A 24,681-nucleotide genomic window follows, 5' to 3' on the forward strand; every position below is an offset into this window, starting at 1 on the left:
CGTTGGGCGGCTCAGAGGAAGGCATGGGTGACGCCGCCGTCCACGAGCATCGACTCGCCGGTCACGAAGCTGGCGTCGTCCGAGGCCAGGAAGCACGCGGCCTTGGCGATGTCCTCCACCTCGCCCAGGCGCTTCATCGGCGTCTTGGCGATGCGCACTTTGGCCTTTTCGGCATCGACGTTGATCTTCACGCCCTCGGTGAGCACCGAGCCCGGGCAGATGGCGTTGACGCGGATGCCTCGCGGCCCCAGGTCCACGGCGGCCGAGCGGGTCAGGCCCAGCACGCCGGCCTTCACGCCGCAGTACAGCATGCCCTCGGGCAGGCCCAGAAAGGCGGCCGACGAGGCGATGTTGACGATGCTGCCGCCGGCCTCCATGGCCTCGGCACCCACCTGGATGCCCCAGACCACCGAGTTGAAGCCCGTGCCCACCATGCGATCCAGCATCTCGGGCGTGATGGCGTCGATGGGGCCGTAGCGCACCCAGATGGCGTTGTTCACGAGCACGTCCAGGCGGCCGAAGCGCTCCTTGAGCGCACCCACGGCGTCGCTGAAGCTCGCGCGGCGCGCCACGTCGCCACCGAAGGCCATGGCTTGCAGCCCCCGTGCCTGCAACTGCTCGGCGGCTTCGTGCGCCATGTCCTCGGCGCGGTCCAGGATGCCGACGGCGGCGCCTTCGGCCGCCATGGCGTCGGCGATGGCACGGCCGATGCCGCGCGCACCGCCGGTGATGAGGGCAACCTTGCCTTCGAAACGTCGGGTGGTCATTGAGGGGTCCTTGTCGAATGGTGAGAGGGGAGGTCGGCGAAGCGGGCTTCCTCCAGCCCGCGCACGCCCGTGCCGTGGATGGCGAACACGGCGCCCGCGTCCGGGTGATCGCTGCGCAGCAGGTTGCCGCTGTCGCGGATGGAGGTGAGGTAGATCACGTCCAGCCCGGGGCCGCCGAAGCAGGGGCAGGTCACGAAGGTCACGGGCAGCTGGATGCGGCGCTCCAGCCGCCCGTCGGGCGTGAAGCGTGCGAGCTGGCCGTTCTGCACCAGCGCCACCCACAGGCAGCCCTCGGCGTCCACGGTGGCGCCGTCGGGCACGGAGCCCAGCGCTCGCGTGTCCACCAGCACCTCGGCCGGGCCGATGCCGCCCGTGGCGGGGTCGTAGGCGTAGCGGCGCACCTGATGCGTGGGGCTGTCGGCAAAGTACAGCCAGCGCCCGTCGGGGCTGAAGCAGGTGCCGTTGGCCACGTGGATGCCGGTGTCCAGCGTGCGCACGGCGTGCGTGCCGAGCTGGTAGAGCGCGCCCTCGGGCGCCATGCGGCCCAGCGTCATCGATCCGACCACGAAGCGCCCGTTGCGGTCGGTGCGGCCGTCGTTCAGGCGCATCCGGTCGGCGCCGTGCGCCACCCGCACGCCCAGGGGCGAGAGGTGCCCGTGTCCGGGTCCAGATACTGGAAGTCGTCCTCCAGCGCCAGCAGCAGGCGGCCGCTGTCGCACAGCGCGATCGCGCCGATGTGCTGGGGCAGTTGCCACTGCGCGTCGGCTCCGGTGGCCGGCGTGTGGCGCCGCACGATGCCGGCGCGCCCGTCGATCCAGTAGAGCGACTGCGTGCGCGCGTCCCACAGCGGGCATTCGCCCAGCAGGTCCCGCTGCGGGGCCAGGATGTCGATCCGAAGGTCCATGGTGGGGCTCGGGCTGCGTATCGGCCGGGCGCGGGCCTACTTGGCGGCGGCCTTGATGTAGTCGCAGCTGCTCTCGGACAGCGGGCGCCAGGTCTGCTCGGGCGGGATCTCGCCGCGCACCGTGTAGAAGTCGTTGGGGCCCTTGGAATCGGAGGGCTTCTTGACCTGTATGGCGTACACCGTGCGCAGCGCCTGGCCGTCCTCGCGGATCTTCACGTCCTTGGAGAAGAAGTCGTTGATGGGCAGCTCGCGCATCTTGGCCGCGACCTTGGCGCCGTCGTCGGTGCCCGCGGCCTTCACGGCCTGCAGGTAGTGCCAGGCGGCGCTGTAGGCGCCCGCGTGGATGTAGGTGGGCACCACGCCCTTGTTGCGCGCCATGAAGCGCTTGGCCCAGGCGCGCGAGGCCTCGTCGCGGTCCCAGTAGAACGGCAGCGTCAGCTGCAGGCCCTGGGCCACGTCCAGTCCCATGGCCGAGACGCTGTTGATCGTCATGCCGAACACCGTCACCACCTGGCCGCCGCGCGTGATCTTGTATTCCGCGGCCTGCTTGAGGGCGTTCGACAGATCGAGTCCCGCGTTCAGGATCACGATGGCCTGCGCGCCGCTGGACTGCGCCTGCAGCAGGTACGACGAGAAGTCGGTGGCGCCCAGCGGGTGCTTGACCGAACCCACCACCTTGCCGCCGGCGGCCTGGATGAAGCGGGTCGCATCGTCCTGGTAGGCCTGGCCGAAGGCGTAGTCCACGGTGATGAAATAGAAGCTCTTGATGCCCTGCTTCATCAGGCTCTGCACGCCGGCCTTGGGCAGCGCATAGGTGTCGGTGAGGAACTGGAAGTTCATCGGCGAGCAGGACTTGTTGGTCAGTTCCGCGCTCACCGTGCCCGCGATCAGGTAGGGCTTCTTGCGTTCCTTGAGCAGGCTGGAGATGCCCAGCGCGATCGACGAGGCCGAGCCGCCGACGATGGTGTCCACCTTCTCGGTGTCGAGCCACTTGCGCGCGATGTTCAAGCCCACGTCGGGCTTGTTCTGGTCGTCGGCCACGACCACCTCGACGGGCTTGCCGAGCACGGCGCCGCCGAAGTCCTCCGCGGCCATGCGCACGGCCAGCGTGGAGCCGGGGCCGCCGTTGCCCGAGTAGGGGCCGGTCTGGTCGGCCATGACACCGATGCGCACCACATCGTCGCTGATCTGGGCGTGGGCCGCTGCGCCGCAGGCGAGGGCCAGGGCGGCAAGGGCAAGGCGGGAGCTGGGCAATGGCATGGGTGTGTCTCCTTGGTGTGTGCGTGTCTTCGGTCGGGACGGATGCATCCAGGGCCCCGCCGTCCGCGGGGTGTGCGATGCCAGCGGCCGGCAGGGGCCGCGGGGCGTGGAGTCAGGCCGCGTCGGTGGGCAGGCGGTGGTCGCGGAACAGCTCGCGCAGCCGCGTCTTTTGCAGCTTGCCGGTGGCGGTGTGGGGCAGCGCGTCGATGAACACCACGTCGTCGGGCATCCACCAGCGCGCGATGCGGTCCTTCATGAAGTCGAGGATCTCCGCGCCGCTCACCGACTCGCCCGCCTTGGGCACCACGATGAGCAGGGGGCGCTCCTGCCACTTGCTGTGGTAGGCGCCGATCACCGCGGCCTCCTGGACCTTGGGGTGGCCCACGGCCAGGTTCTCCAGGTCGATGGAGGAAATCCATTCGCCGCCGGACTTGATCACGTCCTTGGAGCGGTCGGTGATCTGCACGTAGCCCTCGGCGTCGATCAGCGCCACGTCGCCCGTGGCGAACCAGCCGTCCGCATCCAGGGCAGCGCCCGGCTCCTGGCCGTAGTAGGCCGACACCACCCAGGGCCCGCGCACCTTGAGATCGCCGGGGGTACGGTCGTCCTGCGCGCGCTGGCGCCCCTCGGCGTCGAACACCGCGATCTCGACGCCGAAGATGGCGCGGCCCTGGCGGGCCTGCACGGCGTGGCGCCCTTCGGCGGGCAGGTCGGCATGCCGGGGCAGCAGGTTGCCGATGGTGGCCAGCGGGCTGGTCTCCGTCATGCCCCAGGCCTGGATCACGAACGCACCGAAGAGCCGGTCGAACTTCTCGATGATGGCGCGCGGCGCGGCCGATCCGCCCACCACCACGCGTTGCAGCCGCAGCGCCGCGCGCTCGGCGGCGGGCAACGCCTCGGCATGCTGGAAGAAGCCCAGCCACACCGTGGGCACGCCCAGCGAAAGCGTGCACTGTTCGTCGCGCAGCAGCGCGAAGAGGCGCTCGCCCGAGAGGTTGGGGCCGGGCAGCACGAGCTTGGCGCCGCTCATGGCGCTCGCATACGGAATGCCCCAGGCGTTCACGTGGAACATGGGCACGGCCAGCAGCACGCTGTCGCGCGCGCCCAGCCCCAGGCCGTCCGTGGCGCAGGCGGTCCACGAATGCAGCACCGTCGAGCGGTGGCTGTACAGCACGCCCTTGGGATGGCCGGTGGTGCCCGAGGTGTAGCACAGCGACGAGGCGGTGTTCTCGTCCAGCGCGGGCCAGGCGAAAGCGGCGTCGCCCGCGTCCACCAGGTCTTCGTAGCACAGCAGCGGTGCAGGCAGTTCCACCGCCGGCAACTGGTCGCGCCGGCACAGGGCCACGTAGGCCCTGACGGAGGGCAGGTGCGGCGCGATCTGGGCCACGAGCGGCGCGAAGTCCGGGTCGAAGCACAGGTACTCGTCGGCCGCGTGGTTGACGATGTAGCTGATCTGCTCGGGGAACAGGCGCGGGTTCACGGTGTGCAGGATGGCGCCCATGCCCGAGACCGCGTAGTACAGCTCCAGGTGCCGGTGCGTGTTCCAGGCCAGCGTGCCGACCCGCGCGCCCTGCGGCAGACCGCGAGCGTGCAGGGCGCTGGCCAGGCGCCGCGCGCGGTGGCCCACTTCGCCCCAACTGGTGCGCAGGCTGGTGTGCGCGTCGACGTGGGAGACGATCTCCACGTCGCCGTGGTGGCGAGCCGCGTGCTCCAGCAACGTGGAGATGAGCAGTGCTCCGGATTGCATCAAACCCTGCATTTGTCTTCCTCTTTCTCTGCGGCGTCGCCCTGATTCCATGAGCGATCTATTTTTTACATGCCGGCCGGTAAGTGAATTGATGCTAGCAGAACGACTCCGGACCAACAACGCCCGCGCGCTGGGTGAAAACCCTTGCGTCGCGAGGCATTCGACGCCGGGTGGGGACTCAGGGAATGTGCGGAGACGGCCGGAAAGTAGCGCATCTCCACAGTCGTCAAGGGCCTGGCGGCAACCCCGTCCATTGAAAGTAGCCTGCGCGTCGCAGTTCGCATGCCGGGCAGGTGCCGCAGCCGTAACCCCAGGCGTGCAGCGTGTCGAGCACCCCGTGGTAGCAGGTGTGGGAGCGCTGGACGATCAGGTCCACCAGCGCATCGCCGCCCAGCTGGCGCGCCATCTCCCAGGTGGCGGCCTTGTCGATCCACATGAGCGGCGTCTCGAAGGTGAAGCGCTGCCCCATGCCGAGGGACACCGCCACCTGCAAGGCCTTGAGCGTGTCGTCGCGGCAGTCGGGGTAGCCCGAGAAATCGGTCTCGCACATGCCGCCCACCAGCGTGTGCAGCCCGCGCCGGTAGCCCACCGCGGCGGCGAGCTGGAAGAACAGCAGGTTGCGGCCGGGCACGAAGGTGTTGGGCAGCCCGGCCTCGGTCATCTGGATGGCGGTGTCGCGCGTGAGCGCGGTGTCGCTGATCTGGCCCAGCACCGCGAGATCGACCATGTGGTCCTCGCCCATGCGGCCGGCCCATTGCGGGAACTCGGCGCGCAGCGCGGCCAGCACGTCCTGCCGTGCCTGAAGCTCCACGTGGTGCCGCTGGCCGTAGTCGAAGCCGATGGTTTCCACCCGCTCGAAGTGGGTCAGAGCCCAGGCCAGGCAGGTGGTGGAGTCTTGTCCACCGGAAAAAAGGACCAGGGCGTGGCCGGCTCTCATGGGGTGTTCCTTTGAAGGACGTGGGCGTAAAAAAGCCCCGCGGCGCGGGGCTCTGCGAAGGGGGAGGGGCCGGCGCTCAAGCCATGTAGATGGCGATGAAGGCCAGCAGGAACATCAGCACGCCGCCCACCACGGGCAGCACGATGGGCATCAGCGGGACCACGGCCTCGACGCCATCGGGGGCATGGTGGTGTTCGCCAACGTGCGGGGTGGTGGTCGTTTCGTGGGCCATGGGTTCTCCTGGTGGCTGCCTCAAAAAGTGATGAAATTCTAGCGGCAGCCGCTGGGCGGCCACCACAGGGTTTCGACGGGTGTCACACCAGCTTGCGGTCCGCAGGGGCCGGCGGCACCCACTGGTAGAGCCACGTTTCGGTGATGGGCTCCTTGCCCACGCGCAGGAACAGGCGGATGGTGATGGGTTCGGTGCTGTCGTCCTCGGGCCGGATGTCGAACATCGCGCGCCAGCCGTTCACGGCGTCCAGGGGGCGGGCCGACGTGATCTCGACCTTGCCGCAGCTCACCGTGATCACGGGCTCCACCTTGGCGTCCCGGCCGAGCGCCACGAGATTCTCGCCCGCGAAGTCGACCGCGAAGCGCCACGAAAAATACTTGCGCGGCTGGCCCACCACGCCGCCCAGGCCCGTGCGCGTGGCCACGCAGCTGGCCAGCGCGGGCCGGGCCGGTGGGTGCGCGCCCCAGTACAGGCGGTAGCCCACCAGCAGCTCTTCGCCTGCCTTCGGCTTGCGCTCGGGGTTCCAGAACGCCACGATGTTGTCGAAGGTCTCGTCGATGGTGGGAATCTCCACCAGCTGGATCGAGCCCGCGCCCCAGTCGGCCTTGGGCTCCACCCACAGCGAGGGCCGGCGCTCGTAGAACACGCCATCGTCCTGGTAGTGGTCGAAGTTGCGGTCGCGCTGCAGCAAACCGAACCCGCGCGGGTTCTGGTCGGCAAAGGCGTTGAACTGCAGGTTCGGCGGGTTGGTGAGCGGGCGCCACACCCATTCGCCGTTGCCGCGCCACATCGACAGGCCGTCGGAGTCGTGGATTTCCGGGCGCCAGTCGTTGGCCATGCGGTGGTCGTTCTCGCCGTGCTGGAACATGCTGGTGCAGGGGGCGATGCCGATGCGCTCGATTTCCTTGCGCGGGTACAGCGCGGCGTCGATCTCCATGACCTGCGTGTCGCCCGGGGTGATCGCGAAGCGGTAGGCACCGGCCACGCTGGGGGAGTCGAGCAGGGCGAGCACCACCACGGTGTTGGAGCCCGGGGCCGGCCGTTCCAGGTAGAACGCGGTGAAGTCCGGAAACTCTTCCGGCCGCTGCATGCCGGTGTCGATGGCCAGGCCCCGCGCCGACAGGCCGTATTGCCACTCGCCGCCCACGGCCCGGAAGTAGCTGGCGCCCAGGAAGGCCGCCACGTCGCGCACGGGGTCGGTGTGGAAGTTCAGTCGAAAGCCCGCAAAGCCCAGGTCGGCGGGCAGGTCGCCGGCCTTGAGGCCGCTCTTGCCGTAGTCGAACATGGCCGGGTCATAGGCCAGCTCCTGCGCCTGGCCGTTGGCCAGCTCGTACATGTGCACGGGCTTCTTGAAGAACAGGCCCAGGTGGAAGAATTTGGCCTGGAAGCGCAGCTTCTCGTCGGCCCACAGGGAGTGGTCGGGCCGGAACTGCATGGACTGGTACTGGTCCCAGTCGAGCGACGTGACCGAGGGGGGCAGGGTGCCCTGGTACGGCTCGTAAGCCTTGGCCGCGAGGGCGCGGGCCTGGCCCTTGAGGGCGGCGAAATCGAAGGGCTGCGGCTTGCCCAGGGGCTTGAGCGTGGCGAAGGCCTGGGTCCAGTTCAGGCCGAGGGTCCCGGCCGAGGCCAGGGCGGCGCCTCGGCCGAGGGTGCGCAGGAAATGGCGTCGTTTTGGTTGCTGCATGGGCCAGCAGTGTGCCGAAAACCGTGCGCCATCCCATGCAACGCCGTGTATTCGGCGGGGAATTTCGGCAAAAAAACGCGTTTCTCCTACAAAAAACCCGCAGCCCGGAGCGGACGCCTTTCTGGGCCTCAGATCAGGTCGGCCTCCATGTGGGCTGCGCGCAATTGCTCCAGCACCTGCTGCACGTGCGCCTTGCCGCGCGTCTGCAGCACGAGTTCGATCTCCACGTTCTGGGCGGCCAGCATGGTGAAGGCCCGCTGGTGGTGCACCTCCTCGATGTTGGCGCCGGCTTCGGCCACGGTGGCGGTGATGCGCGCCAGCACGCCCGGGATGTCGCGCGCGCTGACCTTGATGCGGGCCAGCCGCCCGGAGCGCACCATGCCGCGCTCGATGATGGCGGCCAGCAGCAGCGGGTCGATGTTGCCCCCGCACAGCACCAGGCCCACCTTCTTGCCCTGAAAGCGTTCCGGGTAGCGCACGAGCGCCGCCAGGCCCGTGGCGCCGGCGCCCTCGACCAGCGTCTTTTCGATTTCCAGCAGCATGAGCACGGCCTGCTCGATGTCGCCCTCCTGCACCAGCACCAGGTCGTCCACCAGCCGCGCGATCACTTCGCGGGTGAGCGTGCCCGGCGTGCCCACGGCGATGCCCTCGGCGATGGTGGAGGTGCCCTGCGGATGCTGCGTGCCCTTGATGGCATTGACCATGGCCGGAAAGCGCGCGGTCTGCACGCCCACGATCTCGATGCCGGGGCGGATCGCCTTGGCGGCCGTCGCCACGCCGGAGATCAGTCCGCCGCCGCCCACCGCGATGACCAGGGTGTCCAGGTCCGGCACGGCCTGCAGCATCTCCAGGCCCAGCGTGCCCTGGCCGGCGGCCACGGCCTCGTCGTCGTAGGGGTGCACGAAGGTCAGGCCGCGCTCCTTGGCCAATGCATAGGCGTGGGCGCGGGCTTCCTCCAGCGTGTCGCCGTGCAGCACCACCTCGGCGCCGAAGCCGCGCGTGCGCTCCACCTTCACGCCCGGCGTGAAGCGCGGCATCACGATCACGGCGCGCAGGCCCAGGCGCTGCGCGTGGTAGGCCACGCCCTGGGCGTGGTTGCCGGCGCTCATCGCGATCACGCCGCGCTGCTGCTCTTCGGGCGACAGCTGGCTGAGCTTGTTGCAGGCCCCGCGCTCCTTGAAGGAAGCGGTGAACTGCAGGTTCTCGAACTTGAGGAACACCTGGGCGCCCACGATCTGCGAGAGCGTCTTGGATTCCACGCACGGCGTGTCGAGCACATGGCCGCGCAGGCGGGCGGCGGCATCCTGGATGGTTTGGAGCGTGAGCATGGCCGCCATTGTGGCGCGTGCCGGAACGCGCACCGGCCATGACAACGCCAACCCACCGGCGGCGCCGGCCGGCCGGTTCGCCTCCAGCGCACCCCTTTCGGAGTGTGGGCGACCCTGGGTTCGGGCCCGGGGCAGCATGTCGGCGTTCTTCACTCCGCGTTGCGCCATGCCCCTGTCCGGCCCTTCCCGTGCGCTGTCTGTGCCGGCCGCGCTGCCACCGCAGAGGCCGGCCGATCACGTGGCCGCGCCGGTCGCCCCGCCGGAGAGGCACACACTCGGATCGCTGCTGGGAATGCCCCTGGAGGCCATGGCGGCGCGGGCCCCTTCGGCACCAGGGGCCGCCGCCGCGCCGATGCCCGCGCCCCCCGTGCGGCGCACGCTGGGGGAGTTGCTGGGAATCCCGCCCCCGCCCGCCGCAGGCGGGGCCGCGCACGGCGCACCAGCCACGCCCGTGCCGCCGGCCGCAGCGTCCGCCCCGGGCCCAGCGGCCGAGGCGCCTGCCGTGCCCTTGCCGGCATGGGCGGACTGGCTGCAAGCGCCTGCCGCCGCCCAGTATCTGCACGCCAAGGCTCTGGCCCCCGCGCAGCGCGCGCTTCTCGCGCAAACCCTGGAAGCGCGCTGGCGAAAGCATCCCGACCTGCAGGCGCCCTCCCCGGAGATGAACCTTTGGATGTCGGTAATGAAGGCGCAACTGCGGGCCCGCCGCGAGATCCGCCACGATGCCGGGCTCCTGGCCCAGGCCGGCCAGCGGGTCCTGTCCCTGCTGCGGGCCTGCGCTCCGCTCGATGGCGGGGTGGCGGTCCGCGACGGGGAGGGCCGCATGCGGGGGCCGGAGTACCGCGCGGCGTTCAACCACCTCCTGCGGGTGATCGGTGACGAATCGCTCGCGCAGCCCCTGCGCGATGCGGCCGAACGCGCTTTGCAGGCCCATTGCGAGAACGGCGCCACGCTCACGCCGGACCATGCCGCACGGCTGTCCCGGGAGGGCATCGTGGTCCTCGCGGAGCGGGGTTACCGGGCGATCGGTGCCGGGGCCCTGCACAAAGCCACGCCACCCCACCTTCGATCCGAACTGCGGGAGCCCTTCTCGCTCTGGCTGGAAGCCCAGGAGGCCTTCGATGGGGAGGAAAACGCGCCCGCGTTCGCCCATTTGCTGGAGCGAAGGCTGCCGTCCACGCTGGCGCTGCAGAAAGCCCACGGGCCGGGCGCCACCCTCCTGCAGGAAGGGGCGCAGGTGATTCGGGCCATCGCCCGCGACGGTCCGCTCCGGGCGAGGGTGCTGGCCATGGCCGAGAACGCGCTCGGATCGTGCGGCGACAACGTGGCCGAAGGCTTTTCCGCCATCGTCCTTGCGGTGCGCAACCACCAGATGGCCCAGGCGGTGCAAGAGGGCCGCATCGACGCGTCGGGCTTGGACGGCTGGGCGCGGCAGCAGTTCCGCCTGGGAGCGCTGGAGACGGCCGTGCACCACTTCATCCGGCAGGCACTGGCAACGCCCGGTATTCCCGAGGACATGGAACGGCAGCTGCGCAGGGAACCCCTGGAAACCATGCTGCACGCCAAGGTCAGCCTGAAGGCCCTGCTGGTGCTGCCGGGCAGCGTGCCTTCCTAAATGACCTATGCCACGCAAAGCGTGCTGACGCCCGGCGACCTGTCGGCCCTGGCCGCGGGGGTGATGGACGCCGAAGGCGACGACCGGCAGCTCACGGCCTACCTGCTGTCCAACGAAACCTGGCGCGTCGGCATGCGGCACCTGCATCGCGAGCCGTTCGCCGCACTCGAAGCGGCCTTCGACGAAGACCCGTTCCATGACCGCGATCTGCCACGCGATGGCGATGCCCACGTGGAGGAACGCGTGGCCTACAACGTGGCCGCCGCCGAGTTCATGCAACGCCAGCGCGCTGCCGAGGACGCGTTGCTGCTGCAGCGCTGGGGTGGCGTGCCGGGGTGAGCGTGCTCTCTGGCGGTGATCGAAGCGACCACAGGCGGCCCTCGCCCACTGTGGCAGGCGCGTCCGGGCCCTTTTTTAGCGAAAACCGCCGCATGCCGGTAGATTGCATGCCTGTATTGCTATTTAATTGATAGCAAAAAGAGGGCCGGAGCGACGTCCGCCGGACGCGCGAAGGCCGCGTGGCAGCGCGTGGGGCGTAGCCGGCTGGATCACGCCGGAAACGCCCGTTCCAGAATCGCCCCGGCATCCATCGCTCGGGTGTCGATGGCGCCCACGACGCGGCCTGCGCCGCCGTCCTGCAGCCGGGTGGCAATGAACGCATCCGCCACCGCCTGCGGCGCATGGCGGCGCAGCAGGCAGGCTTGCGCCACCAGCACCAGGCGCTGCACGAGCTGGCGGCCCAGGGGCTCCAGCTGTTCGGGCGGGAGGGTCAGCAGGCCTTCAAGGGGCCGGAGCGCGTCGAGAATGCGCGGCTCGCCGGCCGCGGCGTCGGCGAAGTCCTGCAGCAGCGCCGACGCGGCCTCGGGCTCGCGCGCCAGGGCGCGCAGCACGTCCAGGCACATCACGTTGCCCGAGCCTTCCCAGATCGAGTTGACGGGCGATTCGAGAAAGAGGCGCGCCATCACGCCGTCCTGCACGTAGCCGTTGCCGCCGAAGACCTCCATGGCCTCGCCGGCCAGCCCCACGCCGCGCTTGCATACCCAGAACTTGGCGGCGGGCGTCATCACGCGCTTCCAGGCACGGTCGGCCGCGCTGGCGGTGCCGTCGTCGTCGCGCTCGAAAGCCTCGGCCAGGCGCATCAGCAGCGCCAGCGCGGCCTCGCTCTCCAGCGCCAAATCGGCCAGCACGGCGCGCATCAGCGGCTGCTCGGCCAGGGCCCGGCCGAAGGCGTGGCGCTGGCGGGCATAGGCGATGGCCTGCACCGTGGCCTGGCGCAGGATGGCGGCGCTGCCGGCCACGCAGCTCAGGCGCGTGGTGGTCGCCATCTCGATGATCGTGGGGATGCCGCGGCCTTCCTCGCCCATCAGCAGGCCCCAGGCGCCGTCGAATTCCACCTCGCCGCTGGCATTGCTGCGGTTGCCCACCTTGTCCTTCAGGCGCTGCACGTGCACCGCGTTGAGCGTGCCGTCGGGCCGCCAGCGCGGCACGTAGAAGCAGGCGAAGGGGCCGCCCTCGCCGGTGCGCGCCACCACCAGGTGCGCGTCGCTCTGCGGGGTGGAGAAGAACCACTTGTGGCCGTGCAGCCGGTATTCGCCGCCGCGCCCGCCCGCGCCGACGGGCGTGGCCACGGTGGTGTTGGCGCGCACGTCGGAGCCGCCCTGCTTTTCGGTCATGCCCATGCCAAGCCAGACGCTGGATTTTTCCTGCGCGGGCCGGTCACGCGGGTCGTGGGTGCGGCTGTGGAGCTTGTCCTCCAGCTGCGCCCAAAGCGCGGGCTCCTTGCGCAGCAGCGGGATCGCGGCCTGCGTCATGGTGGCGGGGCACAGGGTGCCCTGCTCGACCTGGCCGTGCAGGTAAAAGCCCGCGGCCCAGGCGGTCCAGCGGCCGGGCCGGTCGCTGTCGAAGGGCATGGAGACCAGGCCCTGCGCGCGGTACATCGCCATGAGCGCGTCCCACGCGGGATGGAATTCGACCCGGTCGATGCGCCGGCCCCGGTTGTCGAAGCGGTGCAGTTGCGGCGTGTGGCGGTTGGCCTGTTCGGCCAGGGCCCCTGTCGCGGCCGTGCCGAGCTGCCGTGCGTAGGCGCCCAGGGCGGGCAGGGCGCCTTGCGCACCCGCGCGGCGCAGCCCGTCCTGCAGCGCGGCATCGGTGGCGAGCAGGTCGTAGTCGGTGCGTTCGGAAAACTGGTTGAAAACTGCGTGGGTGGTCTGGGCCATGGGTTGTCTCCTGCGCGTGGGGGCGCACCGTGCGCCCAGGCCGCCATGGTGCCCCCAATGGCACGGGCCTGCACGCCCTGGCGTGCGGTCAGGAGGCGGGTGCGGCCGCCTCGCGCAGGGCGCGCAGCATGCTGGCCACGGCCGCCCGGTCGGTGGTGTTCTCGCGCCAGTACATCGACACCGAGCCGAAGCCCGACAGCCGCACCGGCAGCACGCGCAGCGCGCCCATGTGCGAAAACCGCAGCGCCGCGCGGTGCGAGGCCATGCCGATCATGTCGCTGTGGCCCAGCAGCGTGAGGTTGAGCGTGACGGAGTTGGACTCCACGCTGCCCTGCGGCAGCGCATGCCCGGCGGTTGCCAGCGCGCCCTCCAGCGCATTGCGGATCGGCGTGCCGCGCGGCCAGACGAGCCAGCGGTAGGCCATGAGATCGCCCCATTCCAGCGCGCGCTCCTGCCGCAGCAGCGGGTGCTGCGGGCGCGCCACCAAATGGATGGGCTCCATGTACAGCATCTCGGTGTGGATGTGGGTGTCGTGCAGTTCGGGCGCGGAGCGGCCCACCACCACGTCCAGCTCGCCATGGGCCAGCTGCTGCATGAGCACGTTCATGGTGCTTTCGGCCAGCCGGATCTGTGCGCGCGGCAGCCACTCCAGCAGGCGCAGCACCGCCATGGGCACCACGTCGGACGCCGACGCACCCGAGGTGCCCACCGCCACCAGCCCGCTGCCGCCGTCGCGCAGGGCCTGCATGTCGTCGCGCGCGCTGTCCAGGTGGGCCTCGATGCGCCGGGCATGGGCGATCAGCGCCTCGCCCTGGGGCGTGGGCTTGAGCCCGCGCGCATGGCGCTCGAACAGCACCATGCCCAGGTCCTCCTCCAGTTCCTTGAGCCACTTGGAGAGCGCGGGCTGCGCGGTGTGGAGCAACTGCGCCGACTGGCTCATGTTGCCGGTCTGCGCCAGGCTCAAAAGCATCTGCAGCTGTCGCAGGCGCAGGCGGTGGGTCCAGTCCATGGGGTCGTCGGTGGTGTTGAAGGTATATCCAAAAGATTATGGATAAGACCAATAAATGATTTTACGGACTATCGACGGGTTCGAATAATCCGCCCCATGGACCGGCTGGCAGCGCGCATTCGAGCGCTTTGGCATGGCTGGCCGCAGACACAGGAGACAACGCATGGACACGCCCACCCTGGCATCGCCGCCTGCCGCCGCATCCGCCGACCGGCAGGCCTATTACGACCACATCGCCCGCCATGGCATGGCCCCGCTCTGGGAATCGCTGCACAGCCTGGTGCCGCGCGAACCCCGCCCGCGGGCCGTGCCCGCCTTCTGGAAATACGAGGACGTGCGCCCGCTGGTGATGCAGGCCGGCGACGTCATCAGCGCCGAGGAGGCGGTGCGCCGCGTGCTCATCCTGGAGAACCCCGGCCTGCCCGGCCGCGCCAGCATCACCTCCACGCTGTATGCGGGGCTGCAGCTCATCCTGCCCGGCGAGGTCGCGCCCAGCCACCGCCACACGCAGTCGGCGCTGCGCTTCATCGTGGAAGGGCAGGGTGCCTACACGGCCGTCAACGGCGAGCGCACCACCATGCACCCGGGCGACTTCATCATCACCCCCTCGTGGACCTGGCACGACCACGGCAACCCGGCGGTGGTGGACGGCGGCGAGCCCGTGGTCTGGCTCGATGGGCTCGACATTCCCCTCATCGGCCACCTGGATGCGGGCTTCGCGGAGAACTACCCCGAAGCGGTGCAGCCCGTGAGCCGGGCCGAGGGGCACAGCTTTGCCGCCTTCGGCCACAACATGGTGCCGGTGCGCCACCGTGCTGCGGAGGGCTCGACCTCGCCCCTCTTCAGCTACCCCTACGAGCGCAGCCGCGAGGCGCTGGACCGGCTGTTCCGCCAGGGCGAACTGGACGCCTGGGACGGCGTCAAGCTGCGCTACGTGAACCCCGCCACCGGGGGGTGGCCCATGCCCACCATGGCCACGTTCATGCAGTTCTTGCCGGCCGGCTTCCAGGGCCGCACCTACCGTGCCACCGATGCGACCGTGTTCAGCGTGGTCGAGGGCCAGGGCACGGCGCGCATCGGCGAGCGCACCTTCCAGTTCGGCCCGCGCGACACCTTCGTCGCCCCCTCATGGGCGCCCGTGCAGCTGGCCGCGACGCAGGACGCGGTGCTGTTCAGCTATTCCGACCGCCCGGTGCAGGCCGCCCTGGGCCTGCTGCGCGAAGAGCGCCTGTGAGCCGCTGCGCATCCTGAATCTTCAATCCCCGTTTGAAAGACATCTCCATGGCCTTCGTGTTTCCCGCTCCTCCCTCCGTTGCCGTGCCCGTTGCAGGCAGCGGCGATGCCTTCGCCGTGCGCCGCGTCTACTGCGTGGGCCGCAACTACGCGGCCCACGCCCGCGAGATGGGGTTCGATCCCGACCGCGAGCCGCCCTTCTTCTTCTGCAAGCCGGCCGATGCCGTCATCCCCGTGGCCCATGGCGAGACGCTGCGCTTGCCGTACCCCTCGCGCACGGACAACTTCCACTACGAGGCGGAACTGGTGGTCGCCATCGGCAAAGCGGGCAGCGACATCGCCCGCGAGAACGCGCTGCAGCACGCCTGGGGCTATGCCGTGGGCCTGGACATGACCCGCCGCGACCGGCAGATGGAGATGCGCCAGATGGGCCGGCCCTGGGAGATCGGCAAGGCCTTCGATGCCTCCGCGCCCATCGGCCCCATCCACCGCGCCAGCGACGTGGGCCACTTCGAGCAGGCCGGCATCTGGCTCACCGTGAACGGCGCGGACCGCCAGCGCAGCGACGTGTCGCACCTGATCTGGTCGGTGGCCGAGACCATCGCCGACCTTTCCACCTGGTTCCGGCTGGAGCCGGGCGACCTGATCTACACCGGCACCCCTGAAGGCGTGGGCCCGGTGGTGCGCGGCGACCGCATGGTCGTGGGCGTGGACCGCCTGGGCGAGCTGCGGGTGGACGTGGTCTGACGCCGTGGAGCCCGCCGTGCAGCTCTACAGCTTCTTCAACAGCTCCACCTCGTACCGGGTGCGCATCGCGCTGGCCCTCAAAGGGCTGCCCGCCGACTACCACGGGGTGAACATCCGCACCGGTGAGCACCGCGCGCCGGGCTATGCCGAACTGAATGCCTCGCGCGTCGTGCCCACGCTGGTGGATGGCGACTTCGCCCTGGGCCAGTCGATGGCCATCCTCGACTACCTGGACCAGCGCCACCCCGAGCCGCGCCTGATCCCGCTGGAGCCCCGGCTGCGTGCCCGCGTGCTGGAGCTGGCGAACGTGATCGCCTGCGACATGCACCCCGTCAACAACCTGCGCATCCTGAAGTACCTGCAAGGGCCGCTGGGCTTGAGCGCGGCGCAGAAGGATGCGTGGTACGCCCACTGGGCGGCCGAGGGCTTCGAGGCTGTGGAGCGGCTGCTGGCCAGGCACGGTGACGGCGGTGGCCCCTGGTGCTTTGGCGACCAGCCCACGCTGGCCGACGTGTGCCTGGTGCCCCAGGTGGCCAACGCGCTGCGCGCAGGCTGCGACCTCCAACCCCATGCGCGTGCCATGGCCGTGTACGCGCACGCCGAACGGCACCCCGCCTTCATCGCGGCCCGACCGCAGGAGCAGCCTGACTACCAGCCTTGATTTTTCCTGTGGTCCCCGGCCCATGAGCCACCCCCATCCCTACAAGACGGAGAGAGACAAAATGACCCCATCCATGGCCGCCGGCATTCCGGCGGCAGACCGCGCCGCCTTCGGGCCGCTTCAGCTGCGCGTGACGCTGCTGTGCGCCATCGTCGCCATGCTCGACGGCTTCGATACCCAGTCCATCGCCTACGTGGCGCCGCGCATCGCGGAAGACTGGGGGCTCAAGCCCTCGGAGTTCGGGCCCATCTTCGCGGCCGGCCTCTTCGGTCTCATGGCCGGCGCCTTCCTGCTCAGCCCGGCCGCCGACCGCTGGGGCCGCAAGAAGATCATCCTGCTGTCCACCTTCATCTTCGGCCTGTTCGCGCTGCTCACGGCCTGGGCCACCAGCATGAACGAGCTGCTGGCCTACCGCTTCATCACCGGCGTGGGCCTGGGGGCGGCCATGCCCAACATCATCGCTCTGACCAGCGAATATGCGCCGCAGCGCCTGCGCGCCACGCTGGTCACGGTGATGTTCTGCGGCTTTCCGCTCGGCTCCACGCTGGGCGGGCTGATCTCCAGCTGGCTCATCGCGCATTTCGACTGGCACTCGGTGTTCGTGCTGGGCGGCGTGCTGCCCCTGCTGCTGCTGCCGGTGCTGGCCGCGCTGCTGCCCGAATCGCTGCGCTACCTGGCCGCCAGCGGCGCCGCGCCCGCGCGCTACGAGCCCATCGTCAAGAGCGCCTACCCGGACGAAGACCCGGCCACGGTGATGGCCGGGCTGCGCGGCGAGGCCGCGGGCGTGCAGGCGGGCTTCTCGGTGTTCGAACTGTTCCGCCATGGCCGACTGCCCACCACCATGCTGCTGTGGCTGGCGTTCTTCATGAACCTGCTGGTCATGTACTTCCTGGTCAACTGGCTGCCCACGCTGCTCAAAAGCGCCGGCCTGCCGCTGGAAAAGGCCATTCTCTCCACCGCCATGCTCAACCTGGGCGGCGTGGTCGGCGCGCTCGCGCTGGGCCGGCTCATCGACCGCTTCAGCGCCTACACCGTGCTGGGCGCGGCCTACGCCGCCTCGGCCGGCTTCATCGCGCTGATCGCCTTCAGCGGGCAGAACCTCACGGGCCTGCTGGCCGGCGCCGCGCTCTCGGGCTTCGGCGTGGTGGGCGCGCAGATCGGCTGCAACGCGCTGGCCGCCGCCATTTACCCCACCCACATCCGCGCAACCGGCGTGGGCTGGGCCCTGGGCGTGGGCCGCATCGGCGCCATCGTCGGCCCGCTGGCAGGCGGCACCCTGCTGGCCGCGGCCTGGACGCCCGCGTCCATCATCCTGGTGGCCGCCGTGCCCGCGGTGCTGGCGGCTGCAGCGGTGCTGCTGCTCGGGCGTGTGCGCAGGGACGCCTGAGCCGAGCGCCCATTCAAGCCAAAACGGCCCGCAGCGCATAGGGAGCGCGCACCATGGCATCCAAAAGCATAGCAATGCAGTCGGAGCCGACCGGCGACAGGCAGGCCATGGAATGCGCCATCCGCAGGTGGACCACCGATGCCGTTCCTGCCGCGCAGCGGGCGGACTACTGGGTCGGCGCGGTCTGCGACTGCTTCCTCGACATGGAGGTGGAGCCCAGCCAGCGCCAGGCTTTTTCGGCCACGCTCGCCTCCATGCCCTGCGGCGGCTTGCGCGTCAACCGCGTGAGCGGCAGCGCGCAGCGCGTGCGCCGCACCTTGCAGGGCATTCGCCGCAGCGGGGGAGACAACTTCTACTACCTGCTCTGCAAGGAGTCGTCGCCCTGCCACGTCGCGCAGGACGATGCCGGCGCCGCGCGCCTGCTGCCCGGCGACCTGGCACTGATCGACTCGCGCCGCCGCTATTTGCTGGAGTTTCCCGAGGCGGTGGACACCGTCTCCATCCAGATCCCCATCGGCTGGCTGGACACCTGGCTACCCGTCGCCGACCGCTGGCTGGGCCGGCGTTTGGACGGCGCCGCCGAATGGGGCCGGGTGCTGAGCGCCTACGTGACCCAGTTGCGCGCCGAACAGCCCGCCCGCCTGGGCACGCTGCAGGCCGAGCACCTGGGCGGCCTGTTGTCGCTGGCCTGCGGCGCTGCGCCTGAAGCGCCGCCGCGCCCCGGCCTGCTGCAGCGCATCGAGCACTGCGTGCGCCAGCGCTTTGGCGAGCACGGCCTCACCGCCGCCGACGTGGCCGATGACGTGGGCGTGTCGCTGCGCACCCTGCACCGCGCCCTGTCGGCGGGCGGCAGCACCTTTGCGCTGCTGCTCATGCGCGAGCGCATGGCGGTGGCGCAGCGCATGCTGCATGCGCCCTCCCACCGGCACCTGACGGTGGCCGAGATCGGCCGGCGCGCGGGCTTTCTGGACACATCGCACTTCGCGCGCGCCTGCCGCCAGTGGTGCGGCAGAACCCCCGCGCAGGAGCGCTGCGCGCCAACGCAAGCCTTCGTCAGCCCGCACTGACACGGCCTGGATTCAGTCGGGCAACCAGGCAAGGGTCGCCGCAGACAGTGCCGCAGCATGGCAATGCGGAGCCAACCAGCTCGGTCGGTTGAAGGCTCGCCGCACGGCACGCAGCGTCCGCCACGCTGGCACGCATCGGCCATCCGCGGCCCGGCAGGCGCGACACCATGGGTCTCCCACATCACAAGGAGACAACGACATGGCGGACACCTACGTTCTGGTCCACGGCGCCTGGCACACGGGCGACACGCTGCAAGCCACCGCGGAGCACCTGCGCGCACGCGGCCACACCGTGCACTGCCCCACGCTGCCGGGCAACCGCCCCGGCGACGGCACGGCCCCGCTGGGCCTGCAGGATGCGATCGACGGGCTGGTGCTGTTCCTCGCATCGAACGACCTGCGCGAAGTGCGGCTCGTCGGCCACAGCTACGGCGGCATGCTGCTGTCCGGCGCCGCCGACCGCGTGCCCGAACGCATCCGGCGGCTGGTCTATGTGAACGCCTTCGTTCCGCTGCCCGGCGAGGCCCTGTGCGACATGGCCCCCCCGCACTACCGCGCCATGTTCGAGGGCCTCGCGGCCGCTGGCGGCGGCGGCGTGCAACTGCCCTTCGAGGTCTGGCGCGAATGCTTCATCAACGACGCCGATGCCGATCTGGCGCGCAGCACCTACGCCCTGCTGCACCCGCAGCCGCTGCGCTGCCTGACCGACCCCATCGCCCTGTCGCAGCCCACTGCCGCGCTGGCGCTGGGCAAGTCGTACCTGAACTGCCGCGAAGACACCGCGCTGCCGCACAGCCTGCCCTGGCACCCGCGCCTGTCGGAACGGCTGGGCCTGTTCCGCTACGTGGAGGCGGGCGGCAGCCACGAGGCGCTGTTCACCGACCCCGAAGGCTTCGCGCGCGGCATCGAGCGGGCCGGCCGGGACTGATCGGCAGGTGCCGCTGCGGCGCCCACGCCGCAGCACGGCAACGCGAAGCGAAGACACAGACAAATCAATCCAGGAGACGACACCATGCAAGGCATCGCAAACCACCACATCACCGCGCGCTGTTTCTCTGCGCGGCACGCTTGCCCTGGCGCTCGGGCACGCCAGGCCGCCGCGGTCTTGGCCGTGGCAACCGCTGTCGGCAGCCTCATCGCGGCACTGCCCGCACAGGCATACGCGCAGACCCCGGCATCGCCGGATGCGTCATCGCCCTCGCCCTGGCGCATCTACGCGGGCCCCGCGCACATCGACTTCAGCACGTCGGCCGAAGTGCGGGCCGGCGGGCAACTGGTGCCCGGCGCCAGCGCCAAGGCCGACTCCAACGACAGCATCGGCTTCGGCGCCATCTACGACTTCCACCCAGGCTGGAGCGCCGAACTCGCCCTGGGCCTGCCGCCCACCACCGCGCTCAAGGGCACCGGCGCCCTGGCTGGCGCGGGCACTTTGGGCAAGGTGAAGTACGGCCCCGCCGTGCTTTCCGTGCGCCGCCAGCTGTGGGATGGCGGCCCCGTGCGGCCCTACATCGGCGCTGGCATCAACTACACGCTGGTGCTGGAATCCCGCGACGGCTTCGTGTCGGACCTGAAGGTGAAGAACGGTATCGGCCCCGTGCTGCAGGCCGGCTTCGAGGTGCCGCTGGATGCGCGCTGGAGCTTCTTCGTCGATGCCAAGAAGATCTGGCTCAAGACCACGGCGACCGGCACGCTGCCGGTACTGGGCGGGGCGTCCGCACATGCGAAGGTGCGGCTGGATCCGCTGGTGGTGACGGCGGGGGTGGGTTATCGGTTTTGAGGAGGGTGTTCGTCCGGGTGAGCCGGTGGACAAGGCGTATCAGGGTGAGGCTCCGATACGCCACTATCGCTTTTGAAACACTGCTTTTCAGCGATTGCACTCGATCAAAGACGAGGCTTCGACGGCAGCTGTGGGACCAGAAGCGTACCTCCAATTTAGGGAAAGGAATTTCGTAGGAGGAATAAAGTACGGGGTGATGACATGCAACAAGGGTTATCGGCGACCGGAGCGCTCTGCGGCGCAAGCGCAAATCGTCCGAGCACAGGAGGGGTGCAGGCCGCCATCCGAGAGAACCGAGATTCCCAGGAAGGCTGCCTCATCCGGCCACGCCAGGGACGTGGACCTCTACCGGCACAGCCGCAGCGATTTGCTGCGCGACTTGAGCATACAGATCCTGCTCCACAGTCGGTGCTTCGATTGAAATCAGCAGGCTGTAGCGCGCCGACCGGTCGAAGCGCTGGTGCGAGCTGCGGTTGCGCCACCAGCCCATAGCGGGAAACACGGCCAGCTGGCCGCGGTTGGCGAGCTCGACCGCCGTGCCTGTCCAGCTGTCGGACAGCAGGGAGCCGCGGGCTCGTAGCTTCTCCCCGATGGTCCAGCCGGCATCCCCACCGGACGCAGCGCCAGGCAGACCTTGCTCATCAGCGTCGGCCTGTGCGTTGATGCGCCGTTTGAACTCAAGTTGGCTCTCAAGTGGCCGACGCACTGCGAAGCGCAGCGCGTGCGACTGGTAAGCGTATTTGTCGATGCCACCGCGCTCGCCCGGATTGGGTTCGACGAAATAGGACAAGGTCACGCGCAAGGTGACTGGTACGTTGCCCAAAGCCGCCAGCACGTCGGTCGGCCAAGGCAAGTCATGCAAATGCAACTCTCGGGTCTTGATGCCTCCTTGATCGGCCTTGTAGTACGGCTGGAGTTGGTCTTGCACAATCATTGTCAGGGAGTTGCTTGCGCTGTACAGAGCCCGCTCCAAGCTTGGCACGCCGTAGCCACAGTGGCGCAGCAGACTGCGCAGGGTCTGCCTGCTTCGCACGCCCCCAGGCGTGTAGGCGTCAAGCATGGGCTGGGTCCACCGCGCCGAATGCACCATCAAGCCCCGCACCGTCTCCGGCCAGAAGCCAGGATAGGCCGCAGCGATCCTGGCGCACATGCCCGCAGCCAGCGCTGTAGCTGCGCTGGTGGCCCAGCTCAGCGCGAACATGCGCTCGTGAGGTAGGTGACTAATCGTCAGCAGGGATAGGCTGTTCATCTGGCAGGCGAAGCCTGTAGGCTCAATGGCGGTATTGCCGCCTTCCATCACGATGTCAGGCTTAAAAGGCCATCCGCTCTGCCAAGTCGCTGAGGTCGTGGTGTATGGACTCAGGTGGCCAGCAGGTGCGACTGCTACATACTGTGGTGCGTCGTCTTCGGTAATGGTGGTCAGTTCGGAGCAGGCGCCGACCGTCAGGGCATTCCATGCCTGACCCGGGTCGTGTACCGAACAGGTCGCCAGGCTGTGGGGGTAAGTTGCCCAGGCGTGGGGATCGGCGGTGTTTCCCGCGCACAGGACGAAGAGCCGTGGCGCACGGCCCTTGCCGTCGTAGTCGCAAGCCAGGCGGTCTACCTCGGCAGACCAGGACGACGGCCGGCCGCGGTCCAGTGCGTCGGTGGAGGAAACCGCCATGGCAAACACCCGTCGGCGCTCCGGATCGGTGATCTCGACGCGAGCCACGGCTTCGGCCGTGATAACGCCGTAGGATTCGCCTTCGTTGTCGCCCGCCCAGCGCAGCACCTTGACCGATTCGAGTCGGTGGGCAACCTGTAGCGGCATCTGATCGGCCAGCACATGGGTCAGGTCGCCTAGGAGTGCCAGACCCGCGAGTTCAGTGCCATGCCCGTCGCCATCATCTGGGCCCCATGCCGGCTCGATCGCATGGCGGTCGGCATCGGCGACAAAAGGTGCCAGCAGGGGGTGCCCGTGGTTGACTCCGGTATCGAGCAAGGTAACGTAGGCATCGCCTGCTGGCTGTGGCTGTAGGCGCGCCTGCAGTTCCTGATGCCAATCAGCCTGTTCGTGTGGGAGCAGGCTGGCGAAGAATTCCGCCGTCGTCTTGGCCCGGCGCAGCTCTGCCACCATGTTGAGCACCAGCGATGACTGCAGCAATTGTTCCTTGCTGCCGTGGAACTGGGCGACGATGCGCTCGGGAAAGTACAGCACCCGCTCGCTCACGAGCAGCCCTGCCAAGCGAGCCACAGTCCTGAAGTCGGCGAGGGTCTGCTGCGCCTCCCTGCCCAGCGGCAGCCAGGCCTCCCACCAAATCGCATCAGCATCATTGGCTGGCAGAGCCTCGGCTGCATCGGTCCAGAGCGATTCGAAGCTCGCCACCCGCAGGGTCCGGATGGCGTCGATCAGCTTGCGGTTGTCGCGCGGCGCGCCGTTGACGTCGGTCTTGTAGTCGACGTATTCGCTGACCAGCTTCTCGAAATGCGTAAGCTTGCCTTCGGGCACAAAAACGGTGGCCAGTACTTGGTCATTGTGCTTTCGGACGTTCATCAGCTCGATGCCCTGCTTGTCTCGAGCCAGACTCTCGGCAGCGAGCGCGATAGCTTGCTCACTCTCGAACTCGACCTGGATGCCGAGGGCGCTCTGCACATTGAGCGAATGCAACTGCGCTGTGCGCTCCTTCTGCTCGATAGCCACGACTGCGAGTTGCGCACGTAGGTGTTGGCCGTGCGGCTGTCGGTCCTTGGCCGGCGTTGCCGGCAGGGGATCGCGCGCCTGCTGTTTGGCTGTGTAGTTTTCGACAGTACTCGTGTTCTGCGGGAACAGGTGCTGACGATGCTGCGGATCTTGTGTCGCCATACCTTGAGTGTGTGCCCTACCTATTGTTCGGATTGGTGTTTAAGTCCGTGATGCCGGAGAGCGGCGTCGGACCGAGTGGCGTTGCTGCAGCAACAATTTCACAGTCTCGACCGGGACGCAGTCCTGGTCGTGCATGACGGCCTCCTTGACCGCATCGCCGACGGCGCGTGTGATCTCGGCATGGCTCAGGCCCGCAGCCTCAGTGGACAGGCTAGCAATGGCCTTCGGCGACTTAAGGAAGTTTCCCAGGCGCATACGCAGCAGCGCCCGGACTTCGTCGGCAGACGGCACGTGGTATTCGACTAGGTCGTCAAAGCGCCTGAAGAGCGCTTCGTCTAGGATATCCACGTGGTTGGTGGCTGCGACGATGACGCTGCTGGATTCGTCCTGTTCGATCATCAACAGAAAGCTGTTGAGGATGCGGCGGATCTCCCCAACGTCGTTGGTCAAGCCCCGCTGGCTGCCTATTGCATCGAACTCGTCAAAGAAGTAGACGCCCCGGGTCGTCGCTGCGGCATCAAAGACTTGCCGCAGCTTCGCGGCCGACTCGCCCATGAACTTGGTGATGAGGGCGTCTAGCCGGACTACGAACAGCGGAATGCCCAACTCGCCGGCAAGCGCCGCCGCCGTCATCGTCTTACCCGTGCCGGAAGGCCCTACCAACAGTAGCTTGCGTCGCGGCTGCAGCCCGTGGCTGCGCAGCTTCGCAAGGTGGCGCTGTTCCTTCAGGACCTGCTTAAGGCCATTGAGCACAACAGGTGCCAAGACCATGTCTGACAGTCGTTTGGACGGGTAAGACACACTCAGCAGCGACGACAGCTCGCCCTTGGGACGAGCTAGCGGAATAGCTGCCTCCGAACCTGTCGCGTTGCGCCGCGCCTTTGCCGCGTCGATCAGCCCGCGCAACTCCTCGGCGAGCTTTCCGTGGCCTTGCTTAGCCTCATGCGCTGCCATCTGCATAGCGACGCTGTAGAAATGGCGCTCGTCTCCCTCCGCGTGGGAGCGGATGAGTGCTTTGAGTTGGTCGCCATTTGCCATGTGCCCCTGATTATCAGGCCCAGCGTCGGCAAAACCCAAATGCGGATTAACGCGCGGGCTGCTGTATCTACGTCGGCTTGGCCACAGGTCTCCAGTTTCCGCTTTGGGTGCACAGCTGCCGTCTGAGTGTTTCCACAGAACGCCAGCAATCAGCCTGTAGGCAACATTGCGCCGCTCTGCTCCAGGTAGACAAGCGTCGCCACAGCAATATGTCCATAAACGTAGTGGCTAAT

The 24,681-nt window shown here is 68.9% G+C and carries 20 protein-coding genes and 1 pseudogene; 9 read left to right on the forward strand and 12 right to left on the reverse strand.

Annotated features, from left to right (window positions below):
- Window positions 1–11: 11 nt before the first annotated feature.
- The 8 genes and pseudogenes from AVMA1855_RS07635 to AVMA1855_RS07675 form a co-directional block, all read right to left on the reverse strand.
- A complete protein-coding gene (locus AVMA1855_RS07635) occupies window positions 12–767 on the reverse strand; it encodes an SDR family NAD(P)-dependent oxidoreductase (protein WP_284425243.1) in 756 nt (251 codons plus the stop codon).
- A pseudogene (locus tag AVMA1855_RS07640) lies at window positions 764–1,671 on the reverse strand (SMP-30/gluconolactonase/LRE family protein). Before AVMA1855_RS07640 ends, AVMA1855_RS07635 begins: the two are co-directional and overlap by 4 nt.
- A 36-nt stretch (window positions 1,672–1,707) precedes the next feature.
- Complete coding sequence (locus tag AVMA1855_RS07650; RefSeq protein ID WP_284425246.1) at window positions 1,708–2,931, reverse strand: ABC transporter substrate-binding protein; 1,224 nt, start codon at window positions 2,929–2,931, stop codon at window positions 1,708–1,710.
- Window positions 2,932–3,043: 112 nt separating this feature from the next.
- A complete protein-coding gene (locus AVMA1855_RS07655; RefSeq protein WP_284425247.1) occupies window positions 3,044–4,690 on the reverse strand; it encodes a long-chain-fatty-acid--CoA ligase in 1,647 nt (548 codons plus the stop codon).
- A gap of 214 nt (window positions 4,691–4,904) precedes the next feature.
- The gene (queC, locus tag AVMA1855_RS07660) at window positions 4,905–5,615 is read right to left on the reverse strand and encodes a 7-cyano-7-deazaguanine synthase QueC (protein WP_284425248.1); all 711 of its coding nucleotides are present in this window, start codon (window positions 5,613–5,615) and stop codon (window positions 4,905–4,907) included.
- A 76-nt stretch (window positions 5,616–5,691) separates the two neighbouring features.
- Window positions 5,692–5,847 (reverse strand): hypothetical protein, encoded by a 156-nt coding sequence (locus AVMA1855_RS07665; protein ID WP_284425249.1) that lies wholly within the window; start codon window positions 5,845–5,847, stop codon window positions 5,692–5,694.
- Window positions 5,848–5,929: 82 nt separating this feature from the next.
- On the reverse strand, window positions 5,930–7,531 hold the full coding sequence (locus AVMA1855_RS07670) for an OpgD/OpgG family glucan biosynthesis protein (protein ID WP_284425250.1): 1,602 nt from the start codon (window positions 7,529–7,531) through the stop codon (window positions 5,930–5,932).
- 128 nt (window positions 7,532–7,659) lie between these two features.
- A complete protein-coding gene (locus tag AVMA1855_RS07675) occupies window positions 7,660–8,868 on the reverse strand; it encodes a threonine ammonia-lyase (protein ID WP_284425289.1) in 1,209 nt (402 codons plus the stop codon).
- A gap of 157 nt (window positions 8,869–9,025) precedes the next feature.
- Between AVMA1855_RS07675 and AVMA1855_RS07680 the strand changes: the two genes are divergently transcribed.
- Both AVMA1855_RS07680 and AVMA1855_RS07685 read left to right on the forward strand, forming a co-directional pair.
- The gene (locus AVMA1855_RS07680; protein WP_284425251.1) at window positions 9,026–10,471 is read left to right on the forward strand and encodes an NEL-type E3 ubiquitin ligase domain-containing protein; all 1,446 of its coding nucleotides are present in this window, start codon (window positions 9,026–9,028) and stop codon (window positions 10,469–10,471) included.
- Window positions 10,472–10,810, forward strand: coding sequence for a hypothetical protein (locus AVMA1855_RS07685; protein ID WP_284425252.1), 339 nt, complete (start codon window positions 10,472–10,474; stop codon window positions 10,808–10,810).
- 209 nt (window positions 10,811–11,019) lie between these two features.
- Here AVMA1855_RS07685 and AVMA1855_RS07690 read toward each other — a convergent pair whose 3' ends face one another.
- Together AVMA1855_RS07690 and AVMA1855_RS07695 are read right to left on the reverse strand one after the other, a co-directional pair.
- The gene (locus tag AVMA1855_RS07690) at window positions 11,020–12,687 is read right to left on the reverse strand and encodes an acyl-CoA dehydrogenase family protein (RefSeq protein WP_284425253.1); all 1,668 of its coding nucleotides are present in this window, start codon (window positions 12,685–12,687) and stop codon (window positions 11,020–11,022) included.
- Window positions 12,688–12,775: 88 nt separating this feature from the next.
- A complete protein-coding gene (locus tag AVMA1855_RS07695; RefSeq protein ID WP_272566096.1) occupies window positions 12,776–13,696 on the reverse strand; it encodes a LysR family transcriptional regulator in 921 nt (306 codons plus the stop codon).
- A 163-nt stretch (window positions 13,697–13,859) separates the two neighbouring features.
- Here AVMA1855_RS07695 and gtdA point away from each other — a divergent pair, with 163 nt between their 5' ends.
- The 7 genes from gtdA to AVMA1855_RS07730 all read left to right on the forward strand — a co-directional run bounded on the left by gtdA (window position 13,860) and on the right by AVMA1855_RS07730 (window position 20,568).
- Window positions 13,860–14,930: a gentisate 1,2-dioxygenase gene (gene gtdA / locus AVMA1855_RS07700; protein ID WP_284425254.1), complete on the forward strand. Its 1,071-nt coding sequence runs from the start codon at window positions 13,860–13,862 to the stop codon at window positions 14,928–14,930.
- A gap of 47 nt (window positions 14,931–14,977) precedes the next feature.
- The gene (locus AVMA1855_RS07705; RefSeq protein WP_284425255.1) at window positions 14,978–15,676 is read left to right on the forward strand and encodes a fumarylacetoacetate hydrolase family protein; all 699 of its coding nucleotides are present in this window, start codon (window positions 14,978–14,980) and stop codon (window positions 15,674–15,676) included.
- A gap of 16 nt (window positions 15,677–15,692) precedes the next feature.
- The gene (gene maiA / locus AVMA1855_RS07710; RefSeq protein WP_284425256.1) at window positions 15,693–16,337 is read left to right on the forward strand and encodes a maleylacetoacetate isomerase; all 645 of its coding nucleotides are present in this window, start codon (window positions 15,693–15,695) and stop codon (window positions 16,335–16,337) included.
- 61 nt (window positions 16,338–16,398) lie between these two features.
- Entirely contained in the window at window positions 16,399–17,724 is a 1,326-nt protein-coding gene (locus AVMA1855_RS07715) for an MFS transporter (RefSeq protein ID WP_284425257.1), read from the forward strand.
- Window positions 17,725–17,777: 53 nt separating this feature from the next.
- Window positions 17,778–18,791: an AraC-like ligand-binding domain-containing protein gene (locus AVMA1855_RS07720; protein WP_284425258.1), complete on the forward strand. Its 1,014-nt coding sequence runs from the start codon at window positions 17,778–17,780 to the stop codon at window positions 18,789–18,791.
- A gap of 199 nt (window positions 18,792–18,990) precedes the next feature.
- Window positions 18,991–19,719 carry an alpha/beta fold hydrolase gene (locus AVMA1855_RS07725; RefSeq protein WP_284425259.1) on the forward strand — a complete coding sequence of 243 codons (729 nt, stop codon included), beginning with the start codon at window positions 18,991–18,993 and terminating at the stop codon, window positions 19,717–19,719.
- Between the two features lie 84 nt (window positions 19,720–19,803).
- Entirely contained in the window at window positions 19,804–20,568 is a 765-nt protein-coding gene (locus AVMA1855_RS07730; protein ID WP_284425260.1) for an OmpW/AlkL family protein, read from the forward strand.
- A gap of 316 nt (window positions 20,569–20,884) precedes the next feature.
- On the opposite strand, the gene AVMA1855_RS07735 is transcribed toward AVMA1855_RS07730, so the two are convergent.
- Entirely contained in the window at window positions 20,885–23,410 is a 2,526-nt protein-coding gene (locus AVMA1855_RS07735) for a S8 family peptidase (protein ID WP_284425261.1), read from the reverse strand.
- 39 nt (window positions 23,411–23,449) lie between these two features.
- On the reverse strand, window positions 23,450–24,448 hold the full coding sequence (locus AVMA1855_RS07740) for an AAA family ATPase (RefSeq protein ID WP_284425262.1): 999 nt from the start codon (window positions 24,446–24,448) through the stop codon (window positions 23,450–23,452).
- Window positions 24,449–24,681 lie beyond the last annotated feature (233 nt).

It is taken from the genome of Acidovorax sp. SUPP1855, from assembly GCF_030158955.1.
Lineage (GTDB): Bacteria > Pseudomonadota > Gammaproteobacteria > Burkholderiales > Burkholderiaceae_C > Paracidovorax.